At 73.1% G+C, this 17,899-nt stretch carries 15 protein-coding genes; 11 read left to right on the plus strand and 4 right to left on the minus strand.

Translation table 11 applies throughout. The features are described from left to right. The first annotated feature begins 1 nt into the window (after position 1). Positions 2-1,003 (plus strand): DUF1996 domain-containing protein, encoded by a 1,002-nt coding sequence (locus tag IE096_RS05475; RefSeq protein WP_189448872.1) that lies wholly within the window; start codon positions 2-4, stop codon positions 1,001-1,003. 125 nt (positions 1,004-1,128) lie between these two features. Continuing rightward, complete coding sequence (locus IE096_RS05480) at positions 1,129-2,694, plus strand: alpha/beta hydrolase (RefSeq protein WP_189449651.1); 1,566 nt, start codon at positions 1,129-1,131, stop codon at positions 2,692-2,694. A 57-nt stretch (positions 2,695-2,751) separates the two neighbouring features. Here the strand turns inward: IE096_RS05480 and hemQ are convergent, their stop codons facing one another. Both hemQ and hemG read right to left on the minus strand, forming a co-directional pair. After that, positions 2,752-3,477: a hydrogen peroxide-dependent heme synthase gene (gene hemQ / locus IE096_RS05485; RefSeq protein ID WP_189448874.1), complete on the minus strand. Its 726-nt coding sequence runs from the start codon at positions 3,475-3,477 to the stop codon at positions 2,752-2,754. Between the two features lie 4 nt (positions 3,478-3,481). After that, entirely contained in the window at positions 3,482-4,939 is a 1,458-nt protein-coding gene (gene hemG / locus IE096_RS05490) for a protoporphyrinogen oxidase (protein WP_189448876.1), read from the minus strand. Between the two features lie 145 nt (positions 4,940-5,084). Here hemG and IE096_RS05495 point away from each other — a divergent pair, with 145 nt between their 5' ends. The 3 genes from IE096_RS05495 to pcaG are packed head-to-tail and all read left to right on the plus strand — an operon-like array spanning position 5,085 to position 7,608. After that, positions 5,085-6,278 (plus strand): thiolase family protein, encoded by a 1,194-nt coding sequence (locus IE096_RS05495; protein WP_189448878.1) that lies wholly within the window; start codon positions 5,085-5,087, stop codon positions 6,276-6,278. A gap of 59 nt (positions 6,279-6,337) precedes the next feature. Next, positions 6,338-7,066 (plus strand): protocatechuate 3,4-dioxygenase subunit beta, encoded by a 729-nt coding sequence (pcaH, locus tag IE096_RS05500; RefSeq protein WP_189448880.1) that lies wholly within the window; start codon positions 6,338-6,340, stop codon positions 7,064-7,066. Beyond that, on the plus strand, positions 7,066-7,608 hold the full coding sequence (gene pcaG / locus IE096_RS05505) for a protocatechuate 3,4-dioxygenase subunit alpha (RefSeq protein WP_189448883.1): 543 nt from the start codon (positions 7,066-7,068) through the stop codon (positions 7,606-7,608). The genes pcaH and pcaG overlap by 1 nt, the downstream gene beginning before the upstream one ends. Positions 7,609-7,751: 143 nt before the next feature. Here the strand turns inward: pcaG and hemE are convergent, their stop codons facing one another. Further along, on the minus strand, positions 7,752-8,816 hold the full coding sequence (gene hemE / locus IE096_RS05510) for a uroporphyrinogen decarboxylase (RefSeq protein ID WP_189448885.1): 1,065 nt from the start codon (positions 8,814-8,816) through the stop codon (positions 7,752-7,754). 91 nt (positions 8,817-8,907) lie between these two features. On the opposite strand from hemE, the gene IE096_RS05515 reads away from it, so the two are divergent. The 5 genes from IE096_RS05515 to IE096_RS05535 all read left to right on the plus strand — a co-directional run bounded on the left by IE096_RS05515 (position 8,908) and on the right by IE096_RS05535 (position 15,443). After that, a complete protein-coding gene (locus IE096_RS05515) occupies positions 8,908-9,570 on the plus strand; it encodes a DUF3000 domain-containing protein (RefSeq protein ID WP_126916533.1) in 663 nt (220 codons plus the stop codon). 284 nt (positions 9,571-9,854) lie between these two features. Further along, positions 9,855-10,514, plus strand: coding sequence for a response regulator transcription factor (locus tag IE096_RS05520; RefSeq protein ID WP_126916532.1), 660 nt, complete (start codon positions 9,855-9,857; stop codon positions 10,512-10,514). 81 nt (positions 10,515-10,595) lie between these two features. Then, complete coding sequence (locus tag IE096_RS05525) at positions 10,596-11,873, plus strand: HRDC domain-containing protein (RefSeq protein WP_189448887.1); 1,278 nt, start codon at positions 10,596-10,598, stop codon at positions 11,871-11,873. Positions 11,874-12,099: 226 nt separating this feature from the next. Beyond that, positions 12,100-13,320: a thiolase family protein gene (locus IE096_RS05530; RefSeq protein ID WP_189448889.1), complete on the plus strand. Its 1,221-nt coding sequence runs from the start codon at positions 12,100-12,102 to the stop codon at positions 13,318-13,320. Further along, positions 13,317-15,443 (plus strand): 3-hydroxyacyl-CoA dehydrogenase NAD-binding domain-containing protein, encoded by a 2,127-nt coding sequence (locus IE096_RS05535; protein WP_189448891.1) that lies wholly within the window; start codon positions 13,317-13,319, stop codon positions 15,441-15,443. Before IE096_RS05530 ends, IE096_RS05535 begins: the two co-directional genes overlap by 4 nt. Positions 15,444-15,508: 65 nt before the next feature. On the opposite strand, the gene IE096_RS05540 is transcribed toward IE096_RS05535, so the two are convergent. Next, positions 15,509-16,516 carry a hypothetical protein gene (locus IE096_RS05540; RefSeq protein WP_189448893.1) on the minus strand — a complete coding sequence of 336 codons (1,008 nt, stop codon included), beginning with the start codon at positions 16,514-16,516 and terminating at the stop codon, positions 15,509-15,511. 54 nt (positions 16,517-16,570) lie between these two features. On the opposite strand from IE096_RS05540, the gene IE096_RS05545 reads away from it, so the two are divergent. Then, the gene (locus tag IE096_RS05545; protein WP_189449653.1) at positions 16,571-17,680 is read left to right on the plus strand and encodes a CapA family protein; all 1,110 of its coding nucleotides are present in this window, start codon (positions 16,571-16,573) and stop codon (positions 17,678-17,680) included. The last annotated feature ends 219 nt before the right edge of the window (positions 17,681-17,899 follow it).

Raw genomic sequence — 17,899 nt, forward strand, 5'->3', positions numbered from 1 at the left:
CATGACCGCCGCTCACCGGCGCCGCCTCGGCGCCCGGCACCTGATCCTTCTCGCCCTGCTCGCGTTACTCGGCTCGGCGGGCACGTTCGCCGCCGTCACCGGCAGCGCCTCCGCCCACCCGAGTCCGTCACCCAGAGTGACAGACCCCACTGACAATCACGCCCACGGCGGCCCCTCCCCCGCCGACTTCGCCGACATCCGCCGCACCCGCCCCGACGCGCGCCCGCCCCGGAACCAGCCCTCCGCCTCCACCGGGACCTTCACCGCCCGCTGCGGCCGCAACGAGAACGGCCACCGCAACCCCGACAACTTCATCGTCACGCCGGGCGTGCGCAACGGCGCCCACCACCTCCACGACTACGTCGGCAACCTCTCCACCGACGCCTTCTCCACCGACACCTCGCTGCGCGCGGCCGGCACCACCTGCGCCCGGGGCGACAAGTCGGCGTACTTCTGGCCCGTCCTGCGCCTGACGGAGAAGGAAGACCGGGTTCTGACCCCCGACAGCGTGACCCTCACCTTCCGCGGCAGCCCCGCGGCGAAGGTCTCCGCCATGCCGGAGGGGCTGCGCGCGATCACCGGTGACGCGAAGGCCTTCACCAACGGCGCCAAGGACGCCCGTGCCCGCTGGAGCTGCACCGGTTTCGCCGACCGGCACCTCACCGACAAGTACCCGCTCTGCCCGCGCGGCAGCGCGGTCGTACGGCTGCTGGACTTCCCGAGCTGCTGGGACGGCCGGCACACCGACTCGGCGGGGCACCGGGCGCACCTGGTCTTCCCCGACGCCGCCACGGGGCGCTGCGGGCGCGGCCTCACGCCCGTGCCGCAGCTGCGCATGGAGCTGACCTACCGCGTCCCCAAGGGCCCGTCCTTCGCCGTGGACAGCTTCCCCGAGCAGCTCCGCGAGCCCGTCACCGACCACGCCGACTTCGCGAACGTCATGCCCGCCGGGCTGATGGCGACCGTCGTGCGCTGCGTCAACGAGGGGCGGCGCTGCGGCTGAGCGCCGCTCCGGCCTCTCTTCGGGCGCATCGCACCCGACATCGCACCCCGGTGCTTTACTTCGTCAACTGCTGGCCTAATTATCCCTTTTGCCGCATTACATATGAAGGGATAGCGCCAGTGCCACTGAGAGCAGCAGCCCTGTACGGAACCCTCGGATCCCTGGTCCTCACAGGGCTCACCGGCCTCCCCTCCGCCCCGGCCCATGCCCATGCCCCGGACGGGCGGGCCGAGGCGCGCGGTGTGGCCCAGGCGGCCAAGCTGGCCGCCGCCCGGGGCGTCGACTTCGACGACTGCCCCGCCTCGGAGGGCCTCCCCGCCCCCATCGAGTGCGGCACCGTGACCGTGCCCCTGGACTACGCCCACCCGGGTGGCAAGCAGATCAACCTCACCGTCAGCCGCGCCCGCGCCCTCGGCCGGGAGGAGGACCGGCAGGGCGCCATCGTCTTCAACCCCGGGGGCCCCGGCGGCAACGGCATGTTCTACCCGCTGCTCACCCGCCTCCCCCAGTGGCGGAACGTCGCCGAGGAGTACGACCTGGTCGGCTACGCCCCGCGCGGCGTCGGCCGCTCCGCACCGCTGTCCTGCGTGAACCCGGCGGGCTTCGGCAAGGGCCCCACCCAGGCGCCCGAGCACCCCACCGAGGCGTACAAGAAGGAGCAGCTCAAGAAGGCCAAGGCGTACGCCCAGGGGTGCGCCCGGCGCAACGGCGCCGACCTGCGCCACTTCACCAGCCTCAACAACGCCCGGGACCTCGACGTCCTGCGGGCCGCGCTCGGCGAGCGGAAGCTGACGTACGTCGGCGCCTCCTACGGCACCTACTTCGGCGCCCTGTACGCCACGCTCTTCCCCACGCACGTCCGCCGCATGGTCTTCGACAGCGTCGTCAACCCCGACCCCCGCAAGGTCTGGTACGACAACAACCTGGAGCAGTCCGCCGCCTTCGACCGCCGCTGGGCCGACTGGCGCCGCTGGGCCGCCCGCCACCACGCCGTCTACCACCTGGGACGCACTCCCCAGGAGGTGCTGGCCTCCTACGAGAAGGCGGTCCGCGCGCTGACCCGCCGGGCCGCCGGCGGCCGGGTCGGCCCCGGCCAGCTCCAGGGCGTCTTCCTCAAGGCCGGCTACACCGACAGCTTCTGGGCGCAGGCCGCGCGGGTCCTCTCCGCGTACCTCCAGGGCGACGAGAGCCCGCTGCTCGCGGTGGCCGGCGGCGGCGAGGCGGGCGCGCGGGCGGCCGAGAACGAGAACGCCGTCTACACGGCCGTCGAGTGCAACGACACATCCTGGCCGCGCTCCTGGGAGGTGTGGGACCGCGACAACACCAAGCTCGCCCAGCGGGCGCCGTTCGAGACGTGGAGCAACGCCTTCATGAACCTGCCGTGCGCCTACTGGCAGGAGCCCCGGCAGAAGCCGCTCGACGTCAGGCTCGGCCGGAAGTCCGGTCTGCCGCCCACGCTGCTGCTGGCCGCCGAACGGGACGCGGCCACCCCGTACAAGGGCGCGCTGGAGCTCCAGAAACGGCTCCCGGGCTCGTCCCTGGTCACGGAGCGGGACGCGGGCACCCACGGCATCGGCGGCGGGCCCAACACCTGCGTCAACCGCTACCTGGAGACGTACCTGCTGACCGGCGAGGTCCCCGCGCGCCGCGTCTACTGCGCGCCGCGCCCGGAGCCGCGCGCCACGACGTGACGCACGACGAAGGCCGGGCCCGCCGTCGGACGGCGGGCCCGGCCTTCGTCATCGGGTTCAGGCGAGCCCGGCCACCAGGTCGGCCACGGCCTTGCGGCGGCCCGTGTAGAACGGGACCTCCTCGCGCACGTGCATCCGCGCCTCGGACGCCCGCAGGTGACGCATCAGGTCGACGATGCGGTACAGGTCGTTCGCCTCGAAGGCGAGGATCCACTCGTAGTCGCCCAGCGAGAACGAGGCGACCGTGTTGGCCCGGACGTCGGGGTAGCCCCGCGCCATCTTGCCGTGGTCGGCGAGCATGCGACGGCGGTCCTCGTCGGGCAGCAGGTACCAGTCGTAGGAGCGCACGAACGGGTAGACGCTGACGTAGTCGCGCGGCGTCTCGTCGGCGAGGAACGCCGGGATGTGCGACTTGTTGAACTCGGCGGGGCGGTGCAGCGCCATGTTCGACCAGACCGGCTCCAGCGCGCGGCCCAGGCGGGTGCGGCGGAAGAGGTTGTAGGCGTCCTGCAGGGCGTCCGAGGTCTCGGAGTGCCACCAGATCATCACGTCGGCGTCGGCCCGAAGACCCGACAGGTCGTAGGTGCCGCGCACCGTGACGTCCTTCTCCGCCAGCTGGGCGAAGAGCTCCTCGACCTCCTCGGCCCAGCCGGCGCGGTCCTGCGGCAGCACGTCGCGCAGCTTGAACACCGACCAGAGCGTGTAGCGGATGACCTCGTTGAGGTCCTTGGCCTTCTTGCCGGCGTTCGGCATCTTCACAGGGGCGTCAGAGGCGTCAGTCATGTCCCTATTCTCCCCCGACGCCGCCGGCGGCTTCCGTCAGGGTCGGCGTGAGGGCCGCCAGGACCTCGTCGGCGGCCCGGCGGCCGCTCGCGATACAGGCGGGGATGCCCACGCCGTCGTAGGCGGCCCCGCAGACCCGCAGGCCGGGCAGGCGGGAGACGTGCTCGCGGATGCGGGCGACCCGGGTCAGATGGCCCACGGGGTACTGCGGCAGCCCGCCGTGCCAGCGGGTCACCCGGGTCTCCACCGGTGCCGCCGCCAGGCCGACGGCGTCGCCGAGGTCCTTGAGCGACATCGATACCAGCTCGGAATCCTCGCGCTTCAGATCCTCCTCGTCGCCGAACCGCCCGATCGAGGTACGCAGCACGAAGAGGTCCGGGGCGGCGTCGGCGTTCCAGCGCCACTTGTTGCTGGAGAACGTGGACGCCTTGATCTTGCGCCCGTCGACGGGCGGCACGAGGAAACCGCTGCCGTGCAGCAGCCCCGCCACGTCGGAGCGGCGGAAGGCCATGGTGACCAGCGCCATGGAGGCGTACTCGATGCCGGCGAGCTCCGCCACGGCGGCGTCGGCGCCCCCGGCCCGCGCCGCGACGGCGATGATCCGGGCCGCGTCGGACGCGGGGGTGGCGACGACGACGCCGTCCGCCGCCAGGACCTCGTCCGCCAGCTCGACCCGCCAGCCGTCGCCGGAGCGCCCGACCTCCACGACGGGCGCGCCGGTGCGGACCGTGCCGCCCTTCGCCCGTACCGTCTCCGCGACGGCGCCCGGCAGCAGGCCAATGCCGCCCTCGATGCCCATGAAGACCGGCCCCGACTGCTGCGGCGCGGCGGCCGCCCGTGCCTGGAGCGCCCGTACGGCCTCGGTCAGGGTGCCGTGCGCGCGGGCCGCCTCGAAGAGCTGGGGGACGGCGGTCCGCAGCGAGATGCGGTACGCGTCGCCCGCGTAGACGCCGCCGAGCAGCGGCTCGACCAGCCTGTCGACGACCTCGCGGCCCATCCGCTCGGCGACGTAGGCGCCGATGGCGACGTCCTCGCCGAGCTCGGAGGGCGGCAGCTCCTCGTCCTTCGCGACCCGGGCCAGGCCCTCGGCGGACAGGACGCCGGAGGCGGCCACCTCGGCGAGGTCGCCGGGGACGCCCATCATGTGGCCCTTGGGCAGGGGCCGCAGCTCGCCACGGGTCCACAGCGACGCGGTCGCGGAGGGCGGCGCCAGCCGGTCGCCGAGACCGGCCGCCCGGGCCAGGTCCACGGCCTCGGGGCGGCGCGCGAGCACCGACTCGGCGCCCAGGTCCACGGGCGCGCCCGCGATCTCGCCCGCGAGCAGTTTCCCGCCGACGCGCCCGGAGGCCTCCAGGACCGTCACGCGCGCCCCGCCCTCCAGCAGCCGCAGGGCCGCCGCCAGGCCGGAGACGCCGCCGCCGATGACCACCACATGCCGCGAAGGGGTGTGCGCTGCGCTCATGCCCCCACTGTCTCAAACCGCCCTGCCGGGCCGGTCGGCACCCCGTCCGGGCCGGTCGGCCCACCATTGACAGCGACCGGGACCGCGCCGAGACTCGCGCGGAACAACGACCGTCCCACCCGCCACGAACGTTTACGGAGACCCCATGAACGACCGCATCCGGGATGTGTACATCGTCGACGCCGTCCGCACCCCGGTCGGGAAGTACGGCGGCGCCCTCGCCCCGGTACGCCCCGACGACCTGGCCGCGCACGTCGTGCGCGCGCTGGTGGACCGGTCCCCCGAGCTGGACCCGGCCCGCGTCGACGACGTGGTGCTCGGCAACGCCAACGGCGCGGGCGAGGAGAACCGCAACGTGGCCCGGATGGCGGTCCTGCTCGCCGGGCTGCCCGTCTCCGTGCCCGGCGCGACCGTCAACCGGCTGTGCGCCTCCGGCACGGAGGCCGTCGTCCAGGCGTACCGGGCCGTCGCCCTGGGCGACGCGTCCGTGATGATCGCGGGCGGGGTGGAGTCGATGAGCCGCGCCCCCTGGGTGCTGCCCAAGCCGGAGCGGGCGTTCCCGGCCGGCCACCAGGAGCTGTACTCGACGACGCTGGGCTGGCGGATGACCAACCCGGCCATGCCGCCGCGGTGGACGGTCTCCCTCGGCGAGGGCGCGGAGCTGATCGCCGAGAAGCACGGCGTCACCCGTGAGGAACAGGACGCCTTCGCGCTCGCCAGCCACCGCAAGGCGGCGGCGGCGTGGCAGGAGGGCCGCTACGACGCCGAGGTCGTGCCCCTGGAGGGGGTGGCCCTCGCCCGGGACGAGTCGATCCGCGACAGCACCTCGGCGGAGGCGCTCGCCGCGCTGAAGCCCGCCTTCCGGAAGTCCGGCGGCACGGTCACCGCGGGCAACTCCTCACCGCTCAACGACGGCGCGGCGGCGCTGCTGCTCTGCGACGAGGAGGGGTTGCGCGCGAGCGGCCGCGAGCCGCTGGCGCGGATCCGGGCGACGGCGGTCACCGGTATCGAGCCGGACCTCTACGGCCTCGGTCCCGTCGAGGCGGTGCGACGGGCGCTGGCCAAGGCGGGCCGCACGTTCGCGGACGTGACGGACTTCGAGCTGAACGAGGCGTTCGCCGCCCAGGCGCTGGGGTGCCTCGCGGAGTGGCCGGAGCTGGACCCCGCCGTCGTCAACCGGCGCGGCGGGGCGATCGCCCTCGGCCACCCGCTGGGCTGCTCGGGCGCCCGGCTGACGGGCTCGGTGGCCCACGCCCTCGCGGCGGCGGGTTCGGGGACGGGGCTGGCGGCGCTGTGCGTCGGGGTCGGCCAGGGGCAGGCGCTGGTCCTCGAACGCTGACCGACAATCGCCGGTCCGGCGGGGACGCGGGGATCACCGCCGCCGGACCGGGGTAGGGCATGGCCATGGCAGCACATCCGGCAGCGCCCGAAGCGTTACGCGAAGAGACGACGTCACCTGCCCCCGAGCCCTATCTGGGCCCCGCCGAACGCCATCCCCGGCAGCCGCCCGTACCGCTCGCGCTCTCCCCGGGCGCCGTCGAGCTGACCGGTCCCGTGTTCGGCGCGGCCGACGTGAGCCCGCTGGACGCCGATCTGACGCGGCAGCACCCCGGTGAGCCGATCGGCGAGCGCATCACGGTCTCCGGCCGGGTCGTGGACGGCCGGGGGCGCCCGGTGCGGGGCCAGCTGGTGGAGGTGTGGCAGGCCAACGCCGCCGGCCGCTACACCCACCGGCTCGACCGCCACCCGGCGCCGCTCGACCCGAACTTCACCGGCACCGGCCGCTGCCTGACCGACGACGAGGGCCGCTACCGCTTCACCACGATCCGGCCCGGCGCCTATCCGGTCTTCCCGGACGCGAACGTCTGGCGTCCGCCGCACATCCACTTCTCGCTCTTCGGCACGGCCTTCACCCAGCGGCTGGTCACCCAGATGTACTTCCCCGGCGACCCGCTGCTCGCCCACGACGGCGTCTGGCACGCCGTCACCGACCCCGCAGCCCGGCGACGGCTGGTCGCCGCCTACGACCCCGGGCTGAACGACGCGGCGGCGTCCACGCTCGGCTACCGCTGGGACATCGTCCTGGACGGGCCCGCCGCCGTCCCGTCCGAGGAGGGCCGCCACTGATGCCCTCGTCGCACGCCACGCCGTCCCAGACGATCGGGCCCTACTACGGCACGGCCCTGCCCTTCCCGGGCGGCCCCGACGCGGCCCCCGCCGGCCACCCCGACGCGATCACCGTCCACGGCCGGGTCCTCGACGGCGAGGGGGTTCCGGTGGCGGACGCGCTCCTGGAGTTCTGGCAGGCCGCCCCGGACGGCTCCCTCACCGGTTCCCCCGGCAGCCTCCGCCGCGACGGGGCGCGCTTCACGGGCTTCGCCCGCGTACCGACGGGCGGCGACGGCCACTACGCGCTGCGCACGCTGCCGCCGCCGGAGGAGGCGCCGTATCTGGCGCTGTGCGTGTTCGTACGGGGGCTGTCGTACGGGCTCTTCACCCGGGTCTACTTCCGGGCGCCGGAGAGCGACGCCCTGCTGGCCGCGTTGCCACCGGAACGGCGGGCGACGCTGCTGGCCGCGCCGGATCCGGGCGGCCACCGGTCGTACCGCTTCGACGTGCGGTTGCGGGGGGCCGCGGAAACAGTCTTCCTCGACTTCACCGCCGCGTAGGAGGCGAGGCGAGGCCCCTGTCCCGCCCTTTCGCCGTTTCCGAGCGGGGCTCCGCCCCCTCGCACCCCCGGTCCGCGCTGACGCGCCTACCGGGGTCCGGGGCGGAGCCCCGGGAAACGGTGAAAGGGCGGGGCTGGGGCGAACTACACCGCCGTGCGCTCGTGGACGTACTCGACGAGGTGGGTGAGCGCGTCCGGGTCCGTCGTGGGCATGACGCCGTGCCCGAGGTTGAAGACATGCCCCTCGAGCCCGCGCGCGGCGGCCAGCACCTCGTCCGTCTTCGCCTCGACCGCCTCCCGCGGAGCGAAGAGCACCGTCGGGTCCAGGTTGCCCTGGAGCGCCTTGCCGGGGCCCACCCGTCGCGCGGCCTCGTCCAGCGGGACGCGCCAGTCGACGCCGACGACGTCCGCGCCGGCCTCGCCCATCAGGCCGAGCAGCTCGCCCGTGCCCACGCCGAAGTGGATGCGCGGCACGCCGTAGGCGGCGACGGCGTCGAAGACCTTGCGGGAGGCGGGCATGACGTAGCGCCGGTAGTCGGCGGGGGCGAGGGCGCCCGCCCAGGAGTCGAAGAGCTGGATCGCGCTCGCGCCGGCCTCGATCTGGACGCGCAGGAAGGCGGCGGTGATGCCGGCGAGGCGGTCGACCAGGTCGGCCCACAGCTCCGGGTCGCCGTACATCATGGCCTTGGTGTTCTCGTACGTGCGCGACGGGCCGCCCTCGATGAGGTAGCTGGCCAGGGTGAAGGGCGCGCCGGCGAAGCCGATGAGGGGCGTGGTGCCCAGCTCGGCGGTGAGCATGCCGATGGCCTCGGTGACGTAGGGGACGTCGGAGGGGTCGAGGGCGCGCAGCCGCTCCAGGTCGGCGCGGGTGCGGACGGGCTCGGCGACGACCGGGCCGACGCCGGGCTTGATGTCGAGGTCGACGCCGATGGCCTTGAGCGGCACCACGATGTCGCTGAAGAAGATCGCGGCGTCGACGCCGTGGCGGCGCACGGGCTGCAGGGTGATCTCGGTGACGAGCTCGGGCCGCATGCAGGACTCGAGCATGGGAATGCCCTCGCGCACCTTGCGGTACTCGGGGAGCGAGCGGCCCGCCTGCCGCATGAACCACACGGGGGTGTGGGGCACGGGCTCACGGCGGCACGCCTTCAGGAACGCCGAATCGTGTGCCGCGGTGCGGCCGGTCTGCTGCTCGCTGCGCTCGCTCATGCCCCAAATCTTCGCACGGGCCGAACGAGTGACCCGCCCGTGTGGGTGTCCCTACCCGGAACAGCGCGTCCTTCCGCCTAGTCTTCCGGGCATGGCTGCGGCGCAGGGACACCTCTCGGACGGTCCGGACGACGCGGATGGGGAGGGCACCCCGTCCGTCTTCCGGCAGGCGGTCGCGGGGTTGCAGGGGGTACGCCTGCGGCCCGAGATCGAGCTGGACGCGACACCGCCGCCCCAGCGGCTCGCCCCGTACTCGTACGCGCTGGAGGCGGCGGTCGTCGTGGACGACCAGGAGCTGGCGGACGGGCGGCTGATTCTGCTGCACGACCCGGCGGGGCACGACGCCTGGGGCGGCACGTTCCGGCTGGTGACGCTGGTGCACGCGGAGCTGGAGCCGGAGATGGCCGCCGACCCGCTGCTGCCGGAGGTGTGCTGGTCCTGGCTGACGGGGGCGCTGGAGGCGCGCCGGGTGCCGTACGCGGCGATCAGCGGCACGGTGACGCGCGCCGGCTCGCACTACTTCGGGGGGTTGCGGGAGCGGGAGCCGTCGACGCGGATCGAGATCCGGGCGTCGTGGTCGCCGGCCCCCGCGAAGGGTCCGGCGGGTGCCGAGCGGGGGGTGCCGGACACGGCGGCGCACCTGTCGGCGTGGTGCGACCTGCTGTGCCAGATCGCGGGGCTGCCGCCGGGGGGCGCGCCCGAGGCGGGGATCGTGACGCTGCCGCAGCGGCGGGGGCCGCACAGCAGCCGCTGACCCGGACGTCGGCAGTAAGCGGTCGTCTTCTGTCGAAACCACCCTTGACCGGCGGTTTCTGGTCAAGGGTGGTGGGTGATCCGGTCATGATTCGGGCCGGGGAAGCAGTCGAATCGATCGGGCAATCGTCTCAATTGCCCGAATTGTTACTCACCAATTCGTGATCATTCCCTAAAGCCGGGCCCTTTCATTGCCGAAGGACCTTGTGACCCTTCCCATACGGATCGCCCCGGCTTATCCCCAAAGTCGGCACCCGTCCCGCCACTCCCCCCACTGGAGGCCTGGTGTCCGTTCTCCTCGAGCAACCCGCTAGCCTCGCCTACCGCCCGAACAAACCGACGGCCATGGTCGTCGTCGCCGACCCCCGGGTCCGCTCGACCGTCACCCGCCATCTGTGGGCGCTGGGCGTGCGCGACGTGATCGAGGCATCGTCCATCGCGGAGGCCCGGCCCCGGATCGGCAACCCACGCGACATCTGCGTGGCCGACGTCCATCTGCCGGACGGATCCGGCCTGACCCTGCTCTCCGAGACCCGCGCCGCCGGCTGGCCCAACGGTCTGGCCCTGTCCGCCGCCGACGACATCGGCGCCGTGCGCAACGCCCTCGCGGGCGGCGTCAAAGGCTATGTCGTCACCGGAACCCGTACGAACCTCGGCATCCCCGGCCGCCCCGGGGCCGCGCCCATCGGCTCCGCCGCCGCCCGGATGCAGCGCCGGCCCCCCGGCGCCCCCGGCCACCCCGGTGGCTACCGCGAACTGTCCGGACGCGAGGTGGAGGTGCTGCGGCTGGTTGCGGAGGGCCAGTCCAACAAGGCCATCGGCGTCTCGATGGGGCTCTCGGCGCTCACCGTCAAGAGCCACCTCGCCCGGATCGCCCGCAAGCTCGGCACCGGGGACCGGGCCGGAATGGTGGCCGTGGCGCTGCGCACCGGCATCATCCACTGAGCACCCCGCGAAAACCCCGCAGCGCCCGTCGCCGGAACGTTCCGGCGACGGGCGCTTGCCATACACAGATACCCTTGACCAGTGACCGACGCCCAAGAGACCGCAGAAGACACGACACTGCGAACCACCGGGGGCGGCCCCCCGGACGACGTCGATTCGGCGCCGATTCCCCTGCTGGAGCCACGGGAAGGCATGCCCCCGGTCGTCGCCGACGCCGACGCCCTGGCCCGGGTCGTCGCGGCCTTCGCCGCGGGCACCGGGCCCGTCGCCGTGGACGCCGAGCGGGCCTCCGGCTACCGCTACGGCCAGCGCGCCTACCTCGTGCAGCTGCGCCGCGAGGGCGCCGGCACGGCGCTGATCGACCCGGTCGGCTGCCCCGACCTGTCCGCTCTCGGCGAGGCCATCGGCGACGCCGAATGGGTGCTGCACGCCGCCACCCAGGACCTCCCGTGTCTGCGCGAGATAGGGATGACCCCGGCCCGGCTCTTCGACACCGAGCTGGCGGGCCGGCTCGCCGGCTTCGCCCGCGTCGGGCTCGGCGCGATGGTCGAGAACGTCCTCGGGTACGCCCTGGAGAAGGGCCACTCCGCCGTCGACTGGTCCACCCGCCCGCTGCCCGAGCCCTGGCTGCGCTACGCCGCGCTGGACGTGGAGCTGCTCGTCGACCTCCGCGACGCCCTGGAGGAGGAGCTGTCCCGGCAGGGCAAGCTCGAGTGGGCCCAGGAGGAGTTCGACGCCATCGCCTCCGCCCCGCCCCCGCCACCGCGCAAGGACCCCTGGCGGCGCACGTCCGGGATGCACAAGGTCCGCCGCCGCCGGCAGATGGCCGTGGTGCGCGAGCTGTGGACCGCGCGCGACAACGTGGCCCAGCGGCGCGACGTCTCCCCCGGCAAGGTGCTCGGCGACGGCGCGATCATCGAGGCCGCGCTCAACATCCCGCCCAACACCCACGCGCTCGCCGCGCTGCCCGGCTTCGGGCACCGGATGAGCCGCAAGCAGCTCGAGCAGTGGCAGTCCGCGATCGACCGGGCCAAGGCCATCCCGGAAGCCGAGCTCCCGCAGCCCGGCCAGGCGCTGACCGGCCCGCCCCCGCCGCGCGCCTGGGCGGACAAGGACCCGCTGGCCGCGGCCCGGCTGGCCGCGGCGCGCACCGCGGTGTCCGAGATCGCCGAGCGGCTCACCATGCCGCAGGAGAACCTGATCACCCCGGACACGGTGCGCCGGCTGTGCTGGGAGCCGCCGAAGCACCCCACCGTGGACTCCGTCGCCGCGACCCTCACGGCCCACGGCGCCCGCGCCTGGCAGGTGGAGCAGGTGACACCGGCACTGGTGAAGGCCCTGACGGAGGCGTCGGCCTGACATCGCGCATCTCCTCCGGAAGGGCTGGATTCATCCAGCCCTTCCGGCGTTTCCGGGCCGGGGCCCGGGGCGGAGCCCCGGGACGGAATGTGACCTTCGCCGCTCCCGCCCAGGGGTCTGGGCAGCGTGGTTACCCGCAAGTAGCATGACGGTTGTCAGCCCGCACCGCGGCGGAGCCGTCTCGGCATGCCCGCGCGCAGCGATCCGCACCTGGAGGAGAGCCAACGTGCCTCGTACCGCTAGGGACGTCGTCTTCGTCGACGGCGTCCGCACCCCGTTCGGCAAGGCGGGCCCGAAGGGCATCTACCACGAGACCCGCGCCGACGACCTGGTCGTCAAGTGCATCCGGGAGCTGCTGCGCCGCAACCCGGACCTCGACCCCGCCCGCATCGACGAGGTCGCCATCGCCGCGACCACGCAGATCGGCGACCAGGGGCTGACGCTCGGTCGTACGGCCGGCATCCTCGCGGGCCTCCCGCAGTCCGTGCCGGGCTACTCCATCGACCGTATGTGCGCCGGTGCGATGACCGCCGTCACCTCGGTCTCCGGCGGTGTCGCCCTCGGTGCCTACGACATCGCCCTCGCCGGCGGTGTCGAGCACATGGGCCGTCACCCCATGGGCGAGGGCGTCGACCCCAACCCCCGCTTCGTGTCGGAGAAGCTGGTCGACGAGTCGGCCCTCTTCATGGGCATGACGGCGGAGAACCTCCACGACCGCCTGCCGCACATCACCAAGCAGCGGGCCGACGAGTACGCGGTGCGCAGCCAGGAGAAGGCCGCCAAGGCGTACGCCGACGGCAAGATCCAGGCCGACCTGGTGCCGATCTCCGTCCGCCGCACGTCCCCCGAGGGCGGCGAGACGGGCTGGGGCCTGGCCACCGCCGACGAGCCGATGCGCCCGGGCACCACGCTGGAGAACCTGGCGAACCTGAAGACCCCGTTCCGTCCGCACGGCCGCGTCACCGCGGGCAACGCCGCCGGTCTCAACGACGGCGCCACCGCCTCGCTGATCGCCGCCGAGGACGTGGCGCGCGAGCTGGGCCTGCCGGTCAAGATGCGTCTGGTCTCCTACGCCTTCGCCGGTGTGGAGCCCGAGGTCATGGGCATCGGCCCGGTCCCGGCCACCGAGAAGGCCCTGGCCAAGGCCGGTCTGACGATCGGTGACATCGGCCTGTTCGAGATCAACGAGGCCTTCGCCGTCCAGGTGCTCTCGCTCCTGGACCACTACGGCATCGCCGACGACGACCCGCGCGTCAACCAGTACGGCGGCGCCATCGCGTTCGGCCACCCGCTGGCCTCCTCCGGCGTCCGGCTGATGACGCAGCTGGCCCGCCAGTTCGAGGAGCAGCCGCACGTCCGCTACGGCATCACGTCGATGTGCGTGGGCTTCGGCATGGGCGGAACGGTCATCTGGGAGAACCCGCACTTCGACGGAGGCGACAAGTGAGCACCACCACTGAGCTCCTGAAGGGCGCGGCCGAGCTGTTCCCCGACGAGGTCGTGACCCAGGCGCACGTGCGCCACCTCGACCTCCCGGCCGCGGGGCGCTTCGCGCTCATCACGCTGGACAACGGCCTGGACCACACCAAGCCGACCACCTTCGGCCCGCAGTCCCTCGCCAACCTCGACAAGGCGATCGACCAGGTCGAGGCGGAGGCCGCGGCCGGTGAGATCGTCGGCGCCGGCATCACCGGCAAGCCGTTCATCTTCGCCGTCGGCGCCGACCTCAAGGGCGTCGAGCTGCTGAAGAAGCACGAGGAGGCCCTGGCCATCGGCAAGGGCGGCCACGACGTCTTCAAGCGGCTCTCGTCGCTGGCCGTGCCGACCTTCGCGTACTACAACGGCGCCGCGATGGGCGGCGGCGTCGAGGTCGGTCTCCACTGCACCTACCGCACGGTGTCCAAGGCCATCCCGGCCTTCTCGCTGCCCGAGGTCTTCCTCGGCCTGGTGCCCGGCTGGGGCGGCTGCGCCCTGCTGCCGAACCTCATCGGCGCGGACCGCGCGGTCTCGGTCATCATCGAGAACTCGCTGAACCAGAACAAGCAGCTGCGCGGCAAGCAGGTCTTCGACCTGGGCATCGCGGACGCCCTCTTCGACGGCGCGGACTTCCTGGAGCAGTCGCTCCTGTGGACGGCCTCGGTGCTGAAGGGCGAGACCGAGGTCGTCCGGCCCGAGGTCGACCGCGGCGAGGCCTGGGACCAGGCCATCGAGCGCGGCCGCGCCTTCGCCGACTCCAAGGTGCACGGCGCGGCCCCGGCCGCCTATCGGGCGCTGGAGATCATGGCCGCCGCCAAGAACGGCGACCTGCGTCAGGGCTTCGACGCCGAGGACCAGGCCCTCGCGGACCTGATCATGGGCGGCGAGCTGCGCAGCGGCATCTACGCCTTCAACCTGGTGCAGAAGCGCGGCAAGCGCCCCGTCGGCGCCCCGGACCGGTCGCTCGCGCGCCCGGTGAACAAGGTCGGTGTCGTGGGCGCCGGTCTGATGGCGTCCCAGCTGGCGCTGCTGTTCCTCCGCCGCCTGGAGGTGCCGGTCGTCCTGACCGACATCGACCAGGAGCGCGTGGACAAGGGCGTGAAGTACGTCCACGACGAGATCGACAAGCTGCTCCTCAAGGGCCGCATCAACCAGGACAAGGCCAACCGCCTGAAGGCCTCGGTGAGCGGCTCGCTGGACAAGGCCGCCGCCTTCGGCGACGCGGACTTCGTCATCGAGGCCGTCTTCGAGGAGATGGGCGTCAAGCAGCAGGTGTTCGCCGAGCTCGAGGCGGTCGTGCCCGAGCACACGATCCTGGCGACCAACACCTCCTCCCTCTCGGTCAGCGAGATGGCGTCGAAGCTGAAGCACCCCGAGCGGGTCGTCGGCTTCCACTTCTTCAACCCCGTCGCGATCCTTCCGCTGCTGGAGATCGTGCGCGGCGAGCGGACCGACGACGCGGCCCTGGCCACGGCGTTCGGTGTCGCCAAGAAGCTGAAGAAGACGGCGGTGCTGGTGAAGGACGCCCCGGCGTTCGTCGTCAACCGCATCCTGGTCCGCTTCATGGGCGAGATCCAGAACGTCATCGACGAGGGCACGCCGGTCGCGGTGGCGGAGAAGGCCGTCGAGCCGCTCGGTCTGCCGATGTCGCCGCTGGTGCTGCTGGAGCTGGTCGGCCCGGCGATCGGTCTGCACGTCTCCGAGACGCTGGCCGCCGCCTTCCCCGACCGCTTCAAGGTCTCGCCGAACCTGGCCGCCGTGGTCAAGGCCGGCAAGCGCGGCTTCTACGTCTACGACTCCGGCAAGCCGGAGCTGGACCCGGAGGTCGCCGCTCTTCTGGTGCAGGGCGACAGCGTCCTGACGGAGGAGCAGGTCCGGGCGCGCGTCCTGGAGGCCATCGCCCAGGAGATCGGCCTCATGCTGGACGAGGGCGTCGTCGCCGAGGCGCAGGACATCGACCTGTGCCTGATCACCGGCGCCGGCTGGCCCTTCCACCTGGGCGGCGTCACGCCGTACCTGGACCGCGAGGGCATCTCCGAGCGCGTCCTCGGCCGCCGCTTCCTGCCGCAGGGCGTGGCGAGCGTCCCCGCGTAGCGGTACCCATCACCACCGGACGGGCTGGATTTCATCCAGCCCGTCCGGCGTTTGAGGACCTCCCCCTACGCCCGCCCCGCGCTCCACCGCCGGACGACCTCCGTCAACGCGCGCACCGCCTCCCCCATGAGCGCGTCATCGAACCGCACCGTCCGGCTGTGCTCGACGTGGAGGAACGGCGCTCCCACCGCGTCCGCGTGGTCGCCCTCGACGTTCGTCCGGCCCTCCAGGCGGCCGCAGTAGCGCCGCCACACCTCGCACACCCGCAGCTTCTCGCGCCCCAGCGCCGCCGAGAGCCGGCGCGCGGCCGGCAGGCCGGCATCGCCCTTGCCGGGCGAGACGACCACGTCGTGCTCGGGAAGGCTGGCGTCGGCGAAGCCGTGCACCTGCACGGCCGGCAGCCGCCGGTCGGCGAGCACCGCCGCGACGGCGGCGAAGACGGAGTCCGCGCGATGGGCGACATCGGCGGCGTCCCCGTCCGTGGAACCGGCCGCGTTGCGATGCGCACCGGCGAGAATCAGCACTCCACCCGGCGCGCCCCGCAGCAAACCGATGCCCAGTTGTTCGGTGCGCTGGTCCGCGCTGGGGTGCGGCACCTGTACGGACCAGCGCGCCGGCCCCTGGAGGTCGAGGTAGACGCGGCCCCAGCCCCGGGTGGTCTCGCCCTCCCGGGTGGCGTCGGCGATCTCGGCGTAGCGGCGGCCGTCCTGGCGGTCGGCGAGGGTGCGCAGGGCGTAGCCCGCCCCGACCAGCGACCGTTCGGCGGCGGCGCGGTCGCCGTCGACGAGGAGGCGGACGCCGTCGGCGACGGCCCGCCGGTCGCTCGCGGCGGGGACGCGGTAGTGCCCGTTCTGGTTGATGCCGTCGGTGAAGCCCGTGATCCGGGCGCCGAGATCGACCGTGCCCGCCGTGCCCCCCGCGTCCGGCGGACCGGTGTCCGGGGCGCCGGCGGCGCCCGGGCGGGCGCGGCCCGAGAGGTCGGCACAGCCGGTCAGCCCGGTGAGCGCCGTCAGCGTCAGCGTGCCGAGCAGCACGGATGCCAACAGCGGGGAGATTTCGGGCTTGAGCCTCATGGCGGTAAAAATACCCCGGTGAAACGCTTCCTCCGCCGCCGTATTCTGCTGGCCATGGTCCTGACGCTCCTCGCCGGAGGCTCGACGGCAGGGTATCTGTACGCCCGCGCGGAACCGGGCGGGGTGGAGGCGTCGTTCACGCTGGCCGCCGGTGGCGACGTGCTCATCCACCCGGAGATCACCGCGCAGGCCGTCGAGGACGCGAAGGCGGCGGGTCGTCCGGGGCCCGACTTCGGCGCCGTCATGGCCGGGATCAAGCCGGTCGTCGCCGGGGCGGACCTCGCGGTCTGCCACATGGAGACCGCGCTGGCCGATCCCAAGGGGCCCTTCCTCGGCTACCGGAAGTTCAGCGTCCCGCCGCAGATCGCCGGCACGCTCAAGGACCTCGGCTACGACACCTGCTCGACGGCCTCCAATCACACCCTCGACCACGGCCCCGAGGGCGTCCGGCGGACGCTGGACACCCTCGACGCGGCCGGCCTGCGGCACACCGGTTCGGCCCGCGACGCGCGGGAGGCCGCCACGCCGCTCGTCCTGGACGTCAAGGGCGTGAAGGTGGCCCAGCTGTCGTACACGTACGGGCTGAACGACACGACCGTGCCGAAGGACAAGCCGTGGCTGGTCAACATCACGGATGTGCGGCGGATGGCGGAGGACGAGAAGCGGGCGCGGGCTGCGGGCGCCGAGGTCGTCTTCGCGAGCGTCCACTGGGGGCGCGAGGGGCGGCCCGAGGTGAGCAGGACGCAGGCGCGGCTGGCCGAGCGGATCGCCGAGGAGACGGGCATCGATCTGGTCGTCGGCCATCACGCGCATGTGGTGCAGCCCTTCGAGAAGGTGGGGAGCACCTGGTTCGCCTACGGTCTGGGCAATCAGGTGGCCCGGCACGCGCAGCCGCTGGGCGTCACCGAGGAGGGCGTGATGGGCTGGTTCTCCTTCACCAAGCGGAAGGGCGCGTGGTCGGTGTCCGATGCCCGGTTCGTCCCGACCATGGTGGAGCTGGAGCCGAGGATCCGGCTGGTGGACGTGGGGGCGGCGCTGAAGGGCGGCGGCCTGACGGCGCAGCAGCGCTCGCGCTACCGGACGGCCTTCGAGCGGACCCGGGGCACGGTGCTCAACCGGGGTGCGGAGAAGGACGGCCTGCGTCCGCTGACCGTCTCGGAATAGCGATCGCGTGACGATCACCAAAAGGTCAAAGTCGATCATGTACAGACAAACGACTTGGTCGTTTCTTTAAAGTCTGCCTAGAATCCGGACGATTCACGCTTCGAAAACGCAGTGCGGCAGACAGTAGGGCCAGGACCTCTTGGTTCCGGTGAGCATGCCCCGCGCGCTCACCACCGAGAGGAAGACCGTTGTCCGCTTCGCGCGGCTCCCGCCGGCGCA

This window comes from Streptomyces abikoensis (assembly GCF_014648775.1).
GTDB classification, from domain to species: domain Bacteria; phylum Actinomycetota; class Actinomycetes; order Streptomycetales; family Streptomycetaceae; genus Streptomyces; species Streptomyces abikoensis.